We start from the raw sequence: 15954 nt of genomic DNA, 5'->3' as shown, positions 1-15954 counted from the left end.
AGATCATCTCCCCAACGATCCGCCTCCCCGATCAGTTCGGCACGTTCCGCTCGAGATCCTCGAGCCATGCCGCCGCGCTCGAATCCGAGGGCGCACGCCAATCGCCGCGGGGCGACAGCGAGCCGCCCGCCGAGACCTTTGGGCCGTTCGGCATCGCCGAGCGCTTGAACTGGCTGAAGGCGAAGAAGCGGCGCAGGAACACCTCGAGCCAGCGGCGGATGTCCTTGAGATCATAGGCCTTGCGCCGGTCGCTCGGGAATGCCGGCGGCCATTCGCCATTGGCGACATCCTTCCACGCGTGCTGCGCCATGAAGGCGATCTTGGACGGACGCATGCCGAACCGCAGCGTGTAGAACAGGTTGAAATCCTGCAGCTCGTAAGGGCCGACGGATGCTTCGGTGCTCTGCGGCTTCTGGCCGGGCTCGACCGGCACCAGCTCAGGCGAGATCTCGGCGGCCAGGATCGAGCCAAGCGTCCGGTTGACGTCGTCGCTGAACTGCTTCGATGAGATCACCCAGCGGATCAGATGCTGGATCAGCGTCTTCGGCACGCCGGCATTGACGTTGTAATGTGCCATCTGGTCGCCGACGCCATAGGTACACCAGCCGAGCGCGAGCTCGGAGAGATCGCCGGTTCCGATGACGATGCCGCCGTGATGGTTGGCGAGCCGGAACAGGTAATCCGTACGCAGGCCCGCCTGCACGTTCTCGAAGGTGACATCGTAGACCTTCTGGCCGTTGCCGAAGGGATGGCCGATATCCTTCAGCATCTGCGTCGCGGTGGTGCGGATATCGAGCTCCTGCCAGCTCGTCTGCAACGCCTGCATCAGAGCCAATGCATGGGTCTTGCTTTCACTGCCGGTGGCAAAGCCCGGCATGGTGTAGGCCAGGATGTTTTCGCGCGGCAGGCCGAGCAGGTCGACTGCCTTGGCGGCGACGATCAGTGCATGGGTGGAATCAAGCCCGCCCGACACGCCGATCACGACGCGCTTGGTGCCGGTCGCGCGGATGCGCTGCACGAGGCCGGCGACCTGGATGTTGTAGGCCTCGTAGCAATCCTGCTCGAGCAGGCTTTCGTCGCTCGGCACGAACGGAAAGCGCTCGACCTTGCGCAGGAAGCCGATGTCGGCGGCCGGCGGCTTCAGCGCGAATGTCACCTTGCGGAAAAACGCCTCGCGCTGCCGGCGGTTGTCATCGAACGTCCCCATCGAGGCACGCTCCTGCCTGAGCAGATCGAGATCGACGTCAGCCAGCGTGATCTGGCCGCCCTGGCGGAACCGCTCGCCCTCGGCCAGCAGCACGCCGTTCTCATAGATCGAGGTCTGGCCGTCCCAGGAAAGATCCGTGGTCGATTCCCCGGCCCCAGCGGCCGAATAGACGTACGCCGCGAGGCAGCGCGCCGATGTCGATTGGCACAGCAGCGCGCGCGAGCGCGCCCGGCCGATCGTGATCGGGCTGCCCGAGAGATTGATCAGCACGCTCGCGCCCGCAAGCGCCAGCTCCGAGGCCGGCGTCACCGGAATCCACATGTCCTCGCAGATCTCGACGCCGATGGTGAGGCCCGGAACGTCCTCGGCCGCAAACAAGAGGTCAACGCCGAACGGCGCATGCAGCCCGCCGAACGCGATCGTCTCTCCGACCATGCCGGCGCCGGAAGCGAAATGCCGCCCTTCGTAGAATTCACGGTAGGTCGGCAGGTACGTCTTCGGCACCACGCCGAGGATGTTGCCGCGGTGAATGACGACGGCACAATTGTTGATGCGATGACCAAAGCGCAGCGGCGCTCCGACGATCAGGACCGTCATCAGTCCCGCTGAGGCCTCAACGAGGCCTACGAGGCCGCGCTCGACCGCATCGAGCAGCGGATCCTGCTTGACCAGGTCTTCGATCGCATAGCCGGACAGGCACAGCTCGGGAAACACCGCGACCGCCACCGACTGCTCATGGCAGGCATCGGCCGCCGCCAGCACGGCCTTTGCGTTGGCCGAGGGATCGGCGACATGGGACGTGGTGACACAGGCCGCCACGCGCGCAAATCCGTGGGCGTAGATCGAGTGGAAAGTCATCGAGCGCAGTACCCTTAATCTCTTCGCTGCCGAAGCCGTCAGCTCCAGACCCTATGTAGCCCATCGACCCGGTCCCGTGCAGGCCATCCGCCGTCATGCATAACGGATTTGCGCCGCGGTCTGCCCAGCGCCATCTGCCCGGCGCCTTGGTCTGCCCGGTACCTTGGCGGGCTCAGGCGCTGCGGGCCAGCACGCCGGACAGATCGTCGCGCAGCCACGCGGCGATCCGCGGCCAGGCGTGCGCGTGGGTGCGCGCGCCCATGAACAGGCCGAGATGATTGCTCGGCTCGGAAGCCGCCGCAATGAAGGCCGGCGGCGTGCCGAGGAGACCGGCGGTGGCGAGCGCCTGCGCAGCCGGCACGACCTCGTCGTCGAGTCCGGCCAGCAGGAAGACCGGCGCCTTGACGTCCGTCGGATCGACCGTGCGACCAAGAGCGACGAAACTGCTGCTAGCGATCTGGTTCTCCCGGAAAATCCGGTTGACGATCTCCAGATAGTATTTGCCCGGCAGATCGAGCGTCTCGGCGTTCCAGCGGTCGAACCGCGCGAGCAGCGCCGCGCCCTCCTCGTCCGAGAGGTCTCTCTGCAACGCCGTTACGATGTCGTCGCGGTTCGGCGCCTTGGACCAGAAGCGCAGCATCTCCTCGCCGCGGACATTGCCGCCGCCGCGTGCGACGAGCTGGTCGTAGACCATCTCGGGCGCGTTGCGGGTGAGCCGGCACAACGAGGATTCAATCGACAGATCCACGGGAGCGCCGACCAGCACCAGCCGCCGCACCTTGGCCGGAAAGCGCGCCGCATAAAGCAGCGACAGCCAGCCGCCCTGGCACAAGCCGACCAGATCGACCGGCGCGCCGATCTCGTCGATGGCGACATTGAGATCGCCGAGATAGCTGTCGATCGAGAGATAGCGCATATCCGGCGTCGCCGACCGCCAGTCGGTGAGATAGACCCGGTCGATGCCGCCGGTCTGCAGCGACTGCACCACACTGTGGCCGGGGGCGAAATCGGCGATCAGGGCCCGATGCAGCGCATATGGCGCGCAGACCAGCGCCGGCTGGCCGGACCGCGCCTGCGAGCAATCGCGCAGGCGCATGGTCGCGAGCTCCAGCGCCACGGTGCTCGGCGTCGTCCAGGACAAAGTGCTGTCGCCCTGCTCCGCCGGAGCGCGCTCCAGCCACCAGAAGCAGCTGTCCATGGCGAGGCGCGCCGCTGCCAACGGCCACAGCAGCGGGTCGTCCGGGACGGGGCCCTGCGCGCCGCTCTGTTTGCCGGCCTGATTCACCATGACTATCTCACCATCGTCACAGGAACGCCTCGAGGCTCACGATGGAGATGCCGAGGTCGCGAAAACTCCGATGGGCCGCGGCGACCGAGCCGTCGAGATCGATGCCGCGGCAGGCGTCCTCGATGACGGCGACCTCGAACCCTGCCTTGCGGGCATCCTCCGCCGAGAAGCGGACGCAGAAATCAAGCGCGAGGCCGGCGACGAACACGGTCTTCAGCTCGCGTTCGCGCAAATATCCAAGCAGTCCCGTCGGCGTCCGCTTGTCGTTCTCGAACAGCGCCGAATAGGAATCGATGCCACGGCGAAAGCCCTTGCGCACCACGAGGCTCGCCCCGACCACGTCGAGATCGCGATGGAACTCCGCACCCGAGGTACCCTGCACGCAGTGCGCCGGCCAGAGCACCTGGGTGCCGTAGTCGAGCTCGATGGTCTGGAACGGCTGCTTGCCCGCATGGTTCGGCGCGAACGAGACGTGGTCGCGCGGATGCCAGTCCTGGGTCAGCACCACATTGGCGAATTTTTGGGCGATTCGGTTGATGGCAGGGACGACCTTCTCGCCGCCGGGAACGGCAAGCGCCCCGCCGGAGCAGAAATCGTTCTGCACGTCGATCACCAGCAACACGTCGCGGTCGGAAATCTTCATCGCCGGGCTCATTCGATGTGCCCGGCGCGCCGGCGCCGGACAAGTCCGCTGAGTGTCGGCCTTCCCGCGCCGCTTCGCAACCGCCCGCGCCGTGCGAAGCCCCGCGCGAATTGGTCATGGGGAAACCCCCATGATGCAACGGTTTGGCCTCGTCCGTGTTGACTAGGCGCACCCAAGGGCGGATTCTCGCACTGTCCGCGACTGCGCGGATCGGGTCGAAGGACTGGAGGACAGGGTTGTCGTGCCGCAAGGCGGCGGCAGCCACGGAGTCATGAATATCGGCAAGACAGGACAGATACTTCTCGCCGATATCGGCGGCACCAATGCGCGCTTCGCGCTGATCCGGAGCGAATTGGACCGCGGCGACCTCGGCAACGGCGACCAGACCGGACCGATCGACTATGTGAAGGTCGCCGACTTCCCGACCGTTCGGGAAGCCATCGCGGACGTGCTGGCGCGCCGGTCCGGCGGCGAGCAGCCGCAAAGAGCCGTGCTGGCCGTGGCGGGTCCCGTCACCAACAACCGCTGCGTCATGACCAACAGTCCCTGGGTCATCGACGGCAACGAGCTGCAGCCGACTCTCGGCTTCGACAGCGTCCATGTGCTCAACGATTTCGAGGTGGTGGCCTGGTCCCTGCCCGCCTTGCGGCCTGCCGATCTGATCCCGCTCGGCGGACAGGATGGCCTGCCCGGCGAGCCGTTGCTGGTGGTCGGCCCCGGAACCGGCTTTGGCGTCTCGTGTCTGGTCGAACGCCATGGCGCGCGCCTCGCCGTCGTCACCGAAGCCGGACATGCGACCCTGCCGGCGGAGAACGAGCGCGAGGAACGTGTGATTGCGTGCTTGCGCCGACGCCTTGGCCACGTCTCCATCGAGCGTGGCGCGCTCTCGGGTTCCGGGCTGCAAAACCTCTACGAAGCCTTGGCTGAGGTTGACGGCGCCCAGGTGCCGCACCGCGACGCTGCCGCCATCACCAAGGCCGCGCTGGAAGGCACCTGTCCCGTCAGCCGCGCGACGCTGGAGATGTTTTGCGCCATCCTTGGGTCGGTCGCCGGCAATCTCGCGGTGACGTTCGGTGCCCGCGGCGGCGTCTATGTCGCCGGCGGAATCGTGCCGCGCTTCCCCGAGTTCCTTCTCGCTTCGGCGTTCCGGGCGCGCTTCGAAGCCAAGGGGCGCTTCCAGGACTATCTTCGCAACATCCCGACCAAGCTCGTGACCAAGCCAGACGCGAGCTTCGTCGGCCTGAAGATGTTCGCCGACTCCAATCCAAACTGAAGTCGGTCGTCCCCCTGCTCATGGTTCCATTAATACACAGCTGATTGCCGCGCACGCGGGGTTCCACGCAGGAACGTGCTTGCCTGCGTGTTCCGGATGAGAAACAATCCTGCCGTGTGTTTGTGTGTGGCGTAGTTGCGGGGGCGTGACATGCGTAAGCAGGATTTGGGTTTCGACTACCACCGCTATCATCGCCTGCTGAGCGAGGCGGATGACGAAGACAAGCGGCTGGCCCTGATCGACTTGCTGATCGAGGAAAAGGCGCGAGACCGGCTGGCCGCCCAGCGCGCTTCGGACCGCGCGGCCATGACGGCCCACACCATTGCCAGGGTGCTGAAGAACGGCCGCAACTGAGACTTGCAATCCGGCCCGCGACGCCGGAGAACGCGGGATCCAATTGGGATTCCGTTAAGGATGCCCCGCAATCTGACGTCAAACTTTTTGCTCTAGGCTTCCCTCACCTGATGCAATTCAGGGTCAAACAAGGGGGCAATGACATGAGCATGATTTCGATCGCCGCGATGCCGGCCGTCGTCGAAACGCGTTTCGCCGATTCGTCCTTCAAGACCATCTTGCTGTTCTGCTGCACGGGCCTGGTCGCCTCGTTCGGCCTGATGACGTACGGCATCGACCTCGGCGCCGGCCTGATGTGAGACCGCGACAAATTCCGTCGCCCGATGGCCGCCTCCGACGGGCGGCCATTTTCGTTGGGCTAATCTCAGTGCGGGGTCTTCGTCGTCACTCAGTGCGGCGTCTTCGCCGTCACTCAGTGCGGCGCTTTGACCGGGGCTCCCGGAAACATGGAATCAATCATCGCCTTGAGCTGATCCATTGCGATCGGCTTGCGCAGGATCGGCCTGCGCCGGAGCAAGGACGGCAGCAGTTCGGGACCGTACCCCGTCGCGAACATGAACGGCTTTCCGCGACGTTCGATCAGGTCGGCGACGGGATCGACGTAAACGCCCATCAGATTGATGTCGAGGATGGCCATATCGTATTGCGCGGTCATGGCGAACGCGCTTGCGTCCCGGACATTGTCCGCTTCCGCGACGACGTGGTGGCCGAGTTCCACCACCATGTCGGCGATCATCATCCGGATCAACGCCTCGTCTTCGACCAGGAAAACGGAGAGTCCGTCCGCCATATCAACCCCGCAGTCAGCTTGCCAAACTAATCATAACTCAATTGCGGAGAAGATTCACGAATTCGTGGCGGGCGCCGTTAATTCACACGCGCCCGATCCGATTCAACTTGATCAATCCAATCCCCGCTCGTGGCTCAGCCGCACCATCTCCTGAATGAAGACCTGCTTCTGCCTGTCATCGAGGCTCGAAAACAGCGGCTCGGCGGCGTCGGCGACATTGCGCTGGTCGGCGGCGCGGTCGATCAGGAACTGCGCCTCGTTGCGCATCTGCTCGATAATGTCGTCGGGCGGATCCCGCTTGGCGCGCGCAACCCGCAAGTTGAGCCGCTCTGCACCATTATGCCCAAGGTAGTGCATTGCGCTCGAGAAGCCGTACCAGTGCTTCTCCTGATCAGCCGTGAGGTTCAGCTGAGTCTTGATCCGCTCGATATAGGAATCGCTGTTGGCGACGATCTGCTCGGCGGTCTGCTGCGGCGCGCCGGTCTGAGTGAGGACGGTGACATCCTTATTGTCCTTGCCCTGCGGTGCGTTCTTGGCCTCCTTGCTCGCCTTGGCGCCCTTGCCTGCCTTGGCGCCCTTTGCATCCTTGTCCTTGGCCGCGCCCTGTTGCTTGGCGTCCTTGCCTGCATCCTTGGCGGCCGGGGCCTGATTGCCATTGTTGTTGCCGACGCCGAGCACGCCGGTGAAAACGCCGACCACGCCGCCGATTGCACCGCCGAGCACGCCACCGACGGGACCTGCCGCCTTGTTTCCGGCCGCCGCGCCGTCCTGAACGCCTTTGACCAAGCCTTGAGCTTGGGCCATTGCGGCCGCACCGAGCAGCAGCGTAAGCACGGCCCCCAGCGCAAGCCATCGCCGCATGTGAAGCCGCGCAGACGGCGCCGGGTTGATCATTCTCGTCTCCATCGTCGATCTGACTGGCCTGTTGGGGCGGAGTCACCCGCCAGCTGCAACTCTATCGTTTCCGCCGCTTCGCGGTCCAGACGCAGCCGAATGCTGTCCACGTCCGAAAAGTCTTTCGCGCGAAGCGGTTATGCAGGCTTATTCGAAACTGCGGCGTAATTGCGCACGGATCGTTCGGGGCCGGTTCACGCGAAGTGTGCGTCGCAAAACAAGCGATCGCAGCTCACGACCGGCAAAGCGCTGCCGCGTTCGGGGACGCAACGTTAGTTCTAGGCGCGAGACGTTCGGCTTTCTCGACAGACGCGGTCAATCATGATCTGATCGCGCTACCAATTTGCTGCGGCCTGCGTGAATTGTTCACTCGGGCCGATGGCATCAATAAGAAAATCCAACAAGAGCTCGGAAAAGAAGTCTTAGAGGAAACTCCAACAACAAACACCCAGGCGAGGAAACGAGATGTCACGCAAGACACTGACGCGACGTCAATTTGTGGCTGCCACTGCAATGTCCTCCGCGGCGCTGATCACAGCGCCCTATGTCCGGGGCGCTTACGCCGCCGGCAAACTCTCGATCGGCTTCTGGGACCATTGGGTGCCGGGCGCCAACAAGGCCTCCACCGATCTCGTCAATGAATGGGCCGCGAAGGAGAAGGTCGAAGTCTCCATCGACTACATCACCAGCAACAACAAGAAGATCGAGCTGACCGCCGCGGCCGAAGCCCAGGCCAAGTCCGGTCACGACATCCTCCAGATGCCGAGCTGGTGGCCGCAGGCCTATTCGGAGAATCTCGAGCCGCTCAACGACGTCATGGAGCCGCTCCTCAAGCAGAACGGTGAGGTGAACGGCACCGTCAAATATCTCGGTCAGTCGGGCGGCAAATGGCTCGCAGTGCCCGCGACACCCGGCAGCCAGATCAAGGGTCCCTGCTCCCGCATCGACCTGATGAAGAAGCATGCCGGCATCGACGTGCAGGAGATGTACCCGGCCGGCGGCCCACCCAAGGTCGAGAACTGGACCATGGAGACCTTCCTGAAGGCAGCCGAGGCTTGCCACAAGGCCGGCGTTCCGTTCGGCATCGGTCTCGGCGAGACCACCGACAGCGTGGACACCGCCGGCGCGATCTTCCAGTCGTTCGGCGCCGAGCTCGTCAACGCCAAGGGCGACATCACGGTGAAGACCGATGCCGTTCGCCAGGCCATGGAGTTCTACAAGAAGCTGATCGCGTTCCTGCCGCCGGATGCGCCGTCCTGGGACGACGCGTCGAACAACAAATGGCTGATCTCCGGCCGCGGCGCGATGATCCTCAATCCGCCGAGCGCCTGGGCCGTCGCCAAGCGCGATGCGCCGCAGGTCGCCGAGCAGTGCTGGACGCACGGCTTCCCGTCCGGTCCGAAGGGCCGGTTTGCGCCGTACCTGCCTTACTTCTGGGGCGTCTGGAGCTTCGGCAAGAACAAGGAAGCGGCCAAGAGCCTGCTCATTCACATGTCCTCGCCGTCGTCGATCGAGAAGTTCGTCGCGGTCAGCGGCGGCTACGACTTGCCGGCCTACGCCAACATGACCAAGCTCAAGACATGGGCCGAGGAAGGACCGCCGCAGGGAACGCTATTTCACTATCCCGACCCCTACAAGCATCAGACGCTGTCGATCGCGGCGTCCCCGGCACCGCCCAAGATCGCGCAGCAGATCTATTTCCAGGCGACGCTGACCAAGATGGCGCTGCGTTTTGCGCGCGGTGAGACCATGGATCAGGCCCTCGCCTGGGCCGAGGGCGAGTGCGAAGGCTTCATGCGGAGCTAGCCGGGGTGTGCGGGCGGTTCACGCCATCTGCGTGAGCCGCCTGCATCCCGTCATCGGATTCGCATGGCCGGGAAGCCGACCCCAATGGCCGGCTTCGAGGTGGACAAAGAAGTAGATAGAGCTGATTCAAGGAAGCTGAGATGGCCGATGTCGTCGTCGAGCAAGGTCGCATCGCCCGTGCAAGGGGCGCGCGGAAGGGATCAAGCCTGCGCAACGCGCTCGGGCGAAAATCGACGGTGGCGTTCTTCCTGACGCTGCCGCTGATCCTTCTGATCGTCCTGCTCGTGCTCTACCCCGCCTTCTACTCGGTTTACCTCGCGACCCTGAACAAGGCGATGACGAAATTCGTCGGCCTCAGCAACTTCACCTTCCTGTTCAAGCGCGAGACGTTCTGGATGGTGGTGCGGCAGTCCTGCATCTTCGCCATCACCGCGGTGGTCTTCAAGGCGCTGATCGGTTTCATCGTCGCGCATTTCGTCCACAACATTCCGGGCAAGAAGCAGCGCAAATGGCGCGGCATGCTGCTGGTGCCCTGGGTGATTCCGCCGGCGATGAGCACGCTGGCCTGGCTGTGGCTGTTCGACCCCTCCTACAGCGCCTTCAACTACACGCTGTCCTTCTTCGGCGTCGGTCCGATCCCCTGGCTCGGCGACACTTTCTGGGCGCGCTTCTCCGTCATCCTCGTCAACGTTTGGTACGGTGCGCCGTTCTTCCTGATCATGTATCTGGCCGCGCTGAAATCCGTGCCCGACCAGCTGTACGAGGCCGCGGAGATCGACGGCGCCAATTGGTGGCAGAAGATCTGGCACATCACTTTGCCGATGATGCGCAACATCATCGCCATCACCACCTTGTTCTCGCTGATCGTCACCTTCGCCAATTTCGACATCGTGCGCATCCTGACGTCGGGCGGCCCGCTGGATACGACGCATCTGTTCGCCACCTGGGCGTTCCAGGTCGGCATCCAGAGCAGCGACATTCCGCTCGGCGCCTGCGTCTCCCTGTTCATGGTGCCGATCCTGGCGGTCGCTGCGATCTTCATCCTGCGCGATGTCAACAAACGCGGAAACGAAGCCTGATGAGCACGCTCGCAATCGACAAGGCCGGACCGTCCCGCAAGGTCAAATACGGCAGCATGAGCCGCGACCGCATCTGGGCGCTTCGCTGGTCCTATTTCTTCCTGGTGCTGTTCGCCATCTTCTTCCTGACGCCGCCGGTCTACATGCTGATCACCTCACTCAAGAGCAGCGCGGAGATCTCGGCGGCAACCAACCCCTGGTGGGTGTTTCATCCGACGCTATCGAACTATGTCGAGCTGTTGAGCTCGAACCAATTTCTGCGCTTCTTCTGGAATTCGTCGATCATTTCGATCATCGTGGTGATCGTGACCATGATGATCAGCATCCCCGCGGCCTTCGCGCTGGCCCGGATGAAGTTCTGGGGCTCGGCGACGCTGGCCACCGGCGTCTTCCTCACCTATTTGATTCCGGACAGCCTTCTGTTCATCCCCCTGTTCAAGGTGCTCGGGATGGTCCAGGACCTGACCGGCATCACGCTGCTCAACAGATGGTACGTGCTGGTGTTCATCTATCCGACGCTGACCGTGCCATTCTGCACATGGATCATGATCGGCTATTTCGCCTCGATCCCGAAGGAGCTGGATGAGGCGGCCCTCATCGATGGCGCCTCCTGGCTCCAGACGCTGACGCGGATCTTCATACCCGTCGCGCTGCCCGGCCTGATCGCCGCCACCATCTTCGCCTTCACGGTGTCCTGGGCGCAGTTCCTCTATCCCCTGGTGTTCACGACATCGGTGGATCAGTTGGTGCTGCCGGTCGGCATCACCACCACGCTGATCAAGGGCGACGTCTTCAACTGGGGACAGATCATGACCGGCGCGCTGCTCGGCGCTGCGCCGCCGCTGGTCATCTACGCCTTCCTGATGGACTACTACATTGCCGGCCTGACCGCCGGCGCGACAAAGGGTTGATGTCTGATGGCTGACGTTGCATTGCGGAAGGTAGTTAAGCGTTACGACGACGTCGAAGCCGTGCGCGGCATCGATCTCGATATCGCCGACCATGAGTTCATCGTCCTGGTCGGCCCCTCTGGCTGCGGCAAGTCGACGACGCTGCGCATGATCGCGGGGCTCGAGGACATCAGCGACGGCGACATCATGATCGACGGCGACGTCGTCAACGACGTGCCGCCGAAAGACCGCGACATCGCGATGGTGTTCCAGAACTACGCGCTCTATCCGCACATGACGGTCGCCGAGAACATGTCGTTCGGGCTGCGCCTGAAGCACTATCCCAAGGCCGAGATCAAGGCGCGAGTGACGGAAGCCGCCCGCCTGCTCGACATCACCGACCTGATCGACCGCAAGCCGAAGCAGCTCTCGGGCGGCCAGCGCCAGCGCGTCGCGATGGGCCGGGCCATCGTGCGCAACCCGAAGGTCTTCCTGTTCGACGAGCCGCTGTCCAATCTCGACGCCAAGCTGCGCGTGCAGATGCGGATCGAGATCAAGAAGGTGCACCAGAAGGTCCGCACCACGACTGTGTACGTCACCCACGACCAGGTCGAGGCGATGACCTTGGCCGACCGTGTGGTAGTGATGAACAAGGGCAAGATCGAGCAGATCGGCACCCCGAACGAGCTCTACCACAAGCCGGCCACGCGCTTCGTCGCCGGCTTCATCGGCTCGCCCGCCATGAACTTCATCCCGTGCCGGCTCGAGGACGCCGGCGGCACGCTCCAGATCCGGCTCACCGACCGCATCGCGTTCGCGCTGCCGCCGGCCCGCGCGGCGCGCTACAACGCGCTGCCGCGCACCGACAAGCTGCTGCTCGGCCTGCGGCCCGAGCATCTCACTGAGTCGCATGCGCATCTGGGGCCGGGCGTCGAGAGCTTCGACACCGTGCTCGACGTCACCGAGCCGATGGGAATGGAGACCCTGGTCTATTTCGGGCTCGATGGCACGCCGATCTGCGGCCGCGTCGATCCCAACGCCGGCGCCAAGGACGGGGCACCCATGCGTTTGGCGATGGACCTCAATAACATGCACCTGCTAAACGAGGCGACCGGCGTCGTGTTGTGACGCCGGTCCAAGAAACTCGCGCAGGCAGGGGACGATGGCGACCAACAAGAAGAAGATTTTCATTACACAAACTTTGTCGCAAGGGGCACGCGCCCTCCTCACCCAGCGGGACGATATCGAGCTCGTCGAGTTTGCGAACCTAATCTCGGCAAAGGACTTCGAGGCCTTGCTGAAGAGCCATGCGCCGGTCCATGGCGTGGCGCTCGGCGCCACCGCCTTCGGCGAGACCGAGCTCGAGGCGTCCAAGGACATGAAGGTCGTGACCCGCATCGGCGTCGGCTACGACGCCGTCGACGTGCCCGCCCTCTCCCGCCGCAAGGTGCCGCTGATGGTCGCGGGCAGCGCCAACTCGCCCTCGGTCGCCGAGCAGGCGCTGTTCATGATGCTGACGCTGGCCAAGCGCGCGAACGAGTTGCACGCCTGCGTCAAGGACGGCAAATGGGCCGACCGGCTCGGCATGCTGCCGTTCGATCTCTACGGCAAGACCGTGCTGATCATCGGCTTCGGCCGCATCGGCAGCCGTACCGCCAAGCGGTGCCTGGCGATGGAAATGACCGTGCAGGTCTACGATCCCTACAAGCCAGCCGCCGAGATCAAGGCCGCCGGCTGCGAGCCTGTCGCCGACCTCGACGCCGCGCTGCCTCACGCCGATTTCGTCACCATCCACTGCCCAAAGACGCCGGAAACGGTCGGCCTGTTCGATGCGGCGCGGATCCGCCGGATGAAGCCGAAATCCTATCTCATCAACACCGCGCGCGGCGGCATCGTAAAGGAAGCCGCGCTGTACGACGCCCTGGTCTCCGGCAAGCTCGCCGGCGCCGGCATCGACGTGTTCGAGGTGGAGCCGCCGCCGGTCAGCAACGCGCTGTTCGCGCTGCCCAACGTCATCATCGCCCCGCACGTCGCCGGCGTCACGGTGGAGGCGGTGAGCCGGATGAGCGAGCAGACCGCGCGCAATATCCTGAGCGTGCTGGACGGCGATCCCATCAGGCAGAACATCATCAATCAGGACGTGCTGGGCTGAACAAGCCGAAGGCGGGCGGATTAATCTACCCGCCTTCGGAAGGCCAGAATGCGTCCCATTTTGGTGCAGATCGAGCCCCAACTCAGCCTTAATCAAACGCGCCTAATGTTCCCGGCCGCGGCGGCAGTGGGACAGACTGGCCGGCCGCGTCGAGCTGGAGGATGGACCTTGTCAGAGATCGACCCGACCGACCACGCGCTGGCAACCATCGCCAGCATCCTGGAGCACCCCGAGCCCGTCCTCGTCGTCCGCCACACCGAGACCGAAATCGTGGTCGCCGGCGAGCGTGAGCATCTGGCTTCCGACGAGCAGGCAGTCATCGACGAACAGCCGGCTCTCGACGAGCATCCGGTCGTCGAGGAACAGCCGCTGGTGCCGGAGCACACCGATGCCGACGGCTACAGCAAGGTCGGGCCCGGGCCCATGGTGGCGATCCGCCTGAAATGGACGGTCCATCGCGGCGATGACAGCCAGTATTACGTCCACGAGACCATCGGCGAACAGTCCACGCCCGTGGTCAGCGGCCCCATGACCAGCGAGGCCGCGGTACATTTCGTCGACGTCCAGCAGGACGAGGCGAACAGGCGCTTCGAGCAGCTGCGCAGCGAGATCGCCGGCCGCAGCTCGCTCGCCGATTACGAGCGCAAGGGCGAAGCCTAGCGCTCCGGCCGGAGGTCTCGGTACACCTTTCCCGAACGGAGAGGTGTACGCCGAGCCTCGGCAACTACTTCCTTCCCAGATAATCCTTCTTCACGAGCTCGACGCCTGCGTGCCGCAGCAGGTCGTAGGCCGTCGTGACGTGAAAGAAGAACTGCGGGACACTGAACGTCAGCAGCAGCGCGCGCCCGGTGAAGGGCAGCTCGGTCCCGTTCTTCAGCCTGAAGAAGACATTCCGTTCCGCCGCCGCGTCGATCTCCGCGCGCGGCAGGCTTTCGATGAACTCGATCGAGGTTGCGATCCGCGCCTGAAGCCCGGCCATGTCGTGCTCCAGCGCCGGCAGCGCCACCGGCTCGAGCTCCGCCAGCAAGGCCGGGGCGACCACCGCATGCCGGCAGGCCTCGCCGACCTGCTGCGCCAGATCGTACATGTTCGGGGCCAGCCGCATACCGAGCAGAACGGCCGGATTGAACTTGCGGGTCTCCGCATACGCCACACCCTTGTCGAGCAGCCCCGACAGGTTGCGCAAATGCGGGACGAAGAGGCCGACAGAGGCCTCGTACATCGAGATCGTCACGTCCAGATTCCCTTCAATTCCATCTCGCCAGCGACCGGCATCTGGTCTAAATCCACCCCTCAAGGGCGGCACAATGACAGCTCGCGCAGGGGTGGAAAAGAGATGATCGTTCGGATGGCTGTTCGAATCGTGGTGGCTGCGGCCGTGGCGTTGCTGGCAAACCTTTCGGCTCACGCGCAGCAGGCGCCCTCGCGCCTCGACGAGATCGTCAAGCGCGGCACCTTGCGCGTCGGCATGACCGGCGACTACAAGCCTTTCACCTATCTGGACAAGGCGACGCAGCAGTTCAGCGGCTTCGATGTCGACATGGCGGAGTCACTCGGCAAGGCGCTCGGAGTCAAGGTCGAGTTCGTTCCGACGGCCTGGCCGAAGCTGATGAAGGATTTCGAGGCCGACCAGTTCGACGTCGCCATGGGCGGCGTCTCGGTCACGTTCGACCGTCAGAAAAAGGGATTCTTCTCGACGCCGATCATGCGCGAGGGCAAGACGCCGATCACGCGCTGCGCCGACGTCGGCAAGTACCAGACGCTTCCTGATATCGACAAGAAGGGCACCCGCGTGATCGTCAATCCCGGCGGCACCAACGAGCGCTTTGCGCGTGCCAACATCAAGGACGCCGAGATCAGCGTTTTCTCCGACAATACCGTGATCTTCGACGAGATCGCCAAGGGCAACGCCGATCTGATGATGACGGACGCCTCCGAGACGCGCTACCAGCAGAAGCAGCACGCCGGCGTGCTCTGCGCGGTGCATCCCGAAAAGCCGTTCGACTTCTCCGAGAAGGCCTATTGGCTCCAGCGCGACATGGCGTTGAAGGCCTTCGTCGACCAATGGCTGCACATTTCCATGGAAGACGGCAGCTACAGGAAAATCTACGCCGCCTGGTTCGATTAGAGCGTTTTCGGACGAAGTGGGTACCGGTTCGCGCAACGAGAGCCCCGTCCCGATTGCGTCGGAACTGAATGGGCTCCAGCCGCGTCCTCCTGTCGCTTGCCCCCGCCAAACTTTGGACCGGCTGTTGGCCTATTGAACCCGGAACCGCAGGACGACGACTCATACCGTGACAGTGATCTAGATCACTTTTTACGATCGAGCCGGCGCGTAAGCGTCGGTGCGGGGACCACCTTTTCAGGAGATGGAAATGAGGAAGCTGTTGGCCACGGCCGCATTCCTTTTGGCGAGCACCGCTGCGCAGGCGCAGTACACCTTCGAATATGGCGGGCGCACCATCCGCATCGACCCGGACCGCGGCACCGTGCAGATTCCGGGCGTGTACGACAACACCGGCCAGGGCAAGGCGAAGAAGGCCAAGAAGAACGAGACCACCCCGGGCCAGCAGGCGCCGCAGCAAGCCACCGTCGAGCCGCAAACGCCGGCTGCGCCAGCTCCCGCTCCTGCGCCGGTCGCCCCGCCGCCAGCGGCTGCGCAGGCGCCTTCGCCTGCCCCCGCCGCCGTAGCACCCCCGCCGCCTGCTCTGCCTCCGGCC

16 protein-coding genes and 1 pseudogene are annotated in these 15954 nt (G+C 64.1%); 11 read left to right on the top strand and 6 right to left on the bottom strand.

Translation table 11 applies throughout. The features are described from left to right. Positions 1-31 precede the first annotated feature (31 nt). From XI04_RS14595 to pncA, 3 genes are all read right to left on the bottom strand, one after another. Positions 32-2065, bottom strand: a complete 2034-nt coding sequence (locus XI04_RS14595) for an NAD(+) synthase (RefSeq protein WP_271623717.1) — start codon at positions 2063-2065, stop codon at positions 32-34. A gap of 172 nt (positions 2066-2237) precedes the next feature. Further along, positions 2238-3353, bottom strand: coding sequence for an alpha/beta fold hydrolase (locus XI04_RS14590; RefSeq protein ID WP_038951101.1), 1116 nt, complete (start codon positions 3351-3353; stop codon positions 2238-2240). A gap of 16 nt (positions 3354-3369) precedes the next feature. Further along, positions 3370-4008, bottom strand: coding sequence for a bifunctional nicotinamidase/pyrazinamidase (gene pncA, locus XI04_RS14585; RefSeq protein WP_038951100.1), 639 nt, complete (start codon positions 4006-4008; stop codon positions 3370-3372). A gap of 259 nt (positions 4009-4267) precedes the next feature. Between pncA and glk the strand changes: the two genes are divergently transcribed. The 3 genes from glk to XI04_RS14570 all read left to right on the top strand — a co-directional run bounded on the left by glk (position 4268) and on the right by XI04_RS14570 (position 5922). Then, entirely contained in the window at positions 4268-5269 is a 1002-nt protein-coding gene (gene glk / locus XI04_RS14580) for a glucokinase (protein ID WP_271610043.1), read from the top strand. Between the two features lie 150 nt (positions 5270-5419). Next, the gene (locus tag XI04_RS14575) at positions 5420-5623 is read left to right on the top strand and encodes a hypothetical protein (RefSeq protein ID WP_028136378.1); all 204 of its coding nucleotides are present in this window, start codon (positions 5420-5422) and stop codon (positions 5621-5623) included. A gap of 143 nt (positions 5624-5766) precedes the next feature. Further along, positions 5767-5922 (top strand): hypothetical protein, encoded by a 156-nt coding sequence (locus tag XI04_RS14570; protein ID WP_162832271.1) that lies wholly within the window; start codon positions 5767-5769, stop codon positions 5920-5922. A gap of 113 nt (positions 5923-6035) precedes the next feature. On the opposite strand, the gene XI04_RS14565 is transcribed toward XI04_RS14570, so the two are convergent. Both XI04_RS14565 and XI04_RS14560 read right to left on the bottom strand, forming a co-directional pair. Then, positions 6036-6413: a response regulator gene (locus tag XI04_RS14565; protein ID WP_028144593.1), complete on the bottom strand. Its 378-nt coding sequence runs from the start codon at positions 6411-6413 to the stop codon at positions 6036-6038. Positions 6414-6524: 111 nt separating this feature from the next. Next, positions 6525-7307, bottom strand: coding sequence for a Spy/CpxP family protein refolding chaperone (locus XI04_RS14560; RefSeq protein ID WP_038951098.1), 783 nt, complete (start codon positions 7305-7307; stop codon positions 6525-6527). Between the two features lie 465 nt (positions 7308-7772). On the opposite strand from XI04_RS14560, the gene XI04_RS14555 reads away from it, so the two are divergent. The 6 genes from XI04_RS14555 (at position 7773) to XI04_RS14530 (ending at position 13894) form a co-directional block, all read left to right on the top strand. Continuing rightward, the gene (locus XI04_RS14555) at positions 7773-9113 is read left to right on the top strand and encodes an ABC transporter substrate-binding protein (RefSeq protein ID WP_271591390.1); all 1341 of its coding nucleotides are present in this window, start codon (positions 7773-7775) and stop codon (positions 9111-9113) included. A 140-nt stretch (positions 9114-9253) separates the two neighbouring features. Beyond that, positions 9254-10192, top strand: coding sequence for a carbohydrate ABC transporter permease (locus XI04_RS14550; RefSeq protein WP_271610042.1), 939 nt, complete (start codon positions 9254-9256; stop codon positions 10190-10192). Beyond that, positions 10192-11103: a carbohydrate ABC transporter permease gene (locus XI04_RS14545; protein ID WP_028144589.1), complete on the top strand. Its 912-nt coding sequence runs from the start codon at positions 10192-10194 to the stop codon at positions 11101-11103. The genes XI04_RS14550 and XI04_RS14545 overlap by 1 nt, the downstream gene beginning before the upstream one ends. A gap of 6 nt (positions 11104-11109) precedes the next feature. Then, positions 11110-12210 (top strand): ABC transporter ATP-binding protein, encoded by a 1101-nt coding sequence (locus tag XI04_RS14540; RefSeq protein ID WP_028144588.1) that lies wholly within the window; start codon positions 11110-11112, stop codon positions 12208-12210. Positions 12211-12244: 34 nt separating this feature from the next. Beyond that, positions 12245-13234, top strand: coding sequence for a hydroxyacid dehydrogenase (locus XI04_RS14535; RefSeq protein ID WP_028144587.1), 990 nt, complete (start codon positions 12245-12247; stop codon positions 13232-13234). 168 nt (positions 13235-13402) lie between these two features. Continuing rightward, positions 13403-13894: a hypothetical protein gene (locus XI04_RS14530; protein ID WP_038970353.1), complete on the top strand. Its 492-nt coding sequence runs from the start codon at positions 13403-13405 to the stop codon at positions 13892-13894. A gap of 64 nt (positions 13895-13958) precedes the next feature. Here XI04_RS14530 and XI04_RS14525 read toward each other — a convergent pair whose 3' ends face one another. Then, the gene (locus tag XI04_RS14525; protein ID WP_028144585.1) at positions 13959-14456 is read right to left on the bottom strand and encodes a DUF1993 domain-containing protein; all 498 of its coding nucleotides are present in this window, start codon (positions 14454-14456) and stop codon (positions 13959-13961) included. A 126-nt stretch (positions 14457-14582) separates the two neighbouring features. On the opposite strand from XI04_RS14525, the gene XI04_RS14520 reads away from it, so the two are divergent. Both XI04_RS14520 and XI04_RS14515 read left to right on the top strand, forming a co-directional pair. Beyond that, positions 14583-15362: a transporter substrate-binding domain-containing protein gene (locus XI04_RS14520; RefSeq protein WP_028144584.1), complete on the top strand. Its 780-nt coding sequence runs from the start codon at positions 14583-14585 to the stop codon at positions 15360-15362. A gap of 247 nt (positions 15363-15609) precedes the next feature. Then, positions 15610-15954, top strand: a pseudogene (locus XI04_RS14515) (DUF2147 domain-containing protein); the annotation flags it as partial.

The sequence above is a fragment of the Bradyrhizobium sp. CCBAU 11430 genome, from assembly GCF_028128855.1.
GTDB lineage: Bacteria > Pseudomonadota > Alphaproteobacteria > Rhizobiales > Xanthobacteraceae > Bradyrhizobium > Bradyrhizobium ottawaense.
This window is presented reverse-complemented; position numbering and strand designations above follow the sequence as displayed.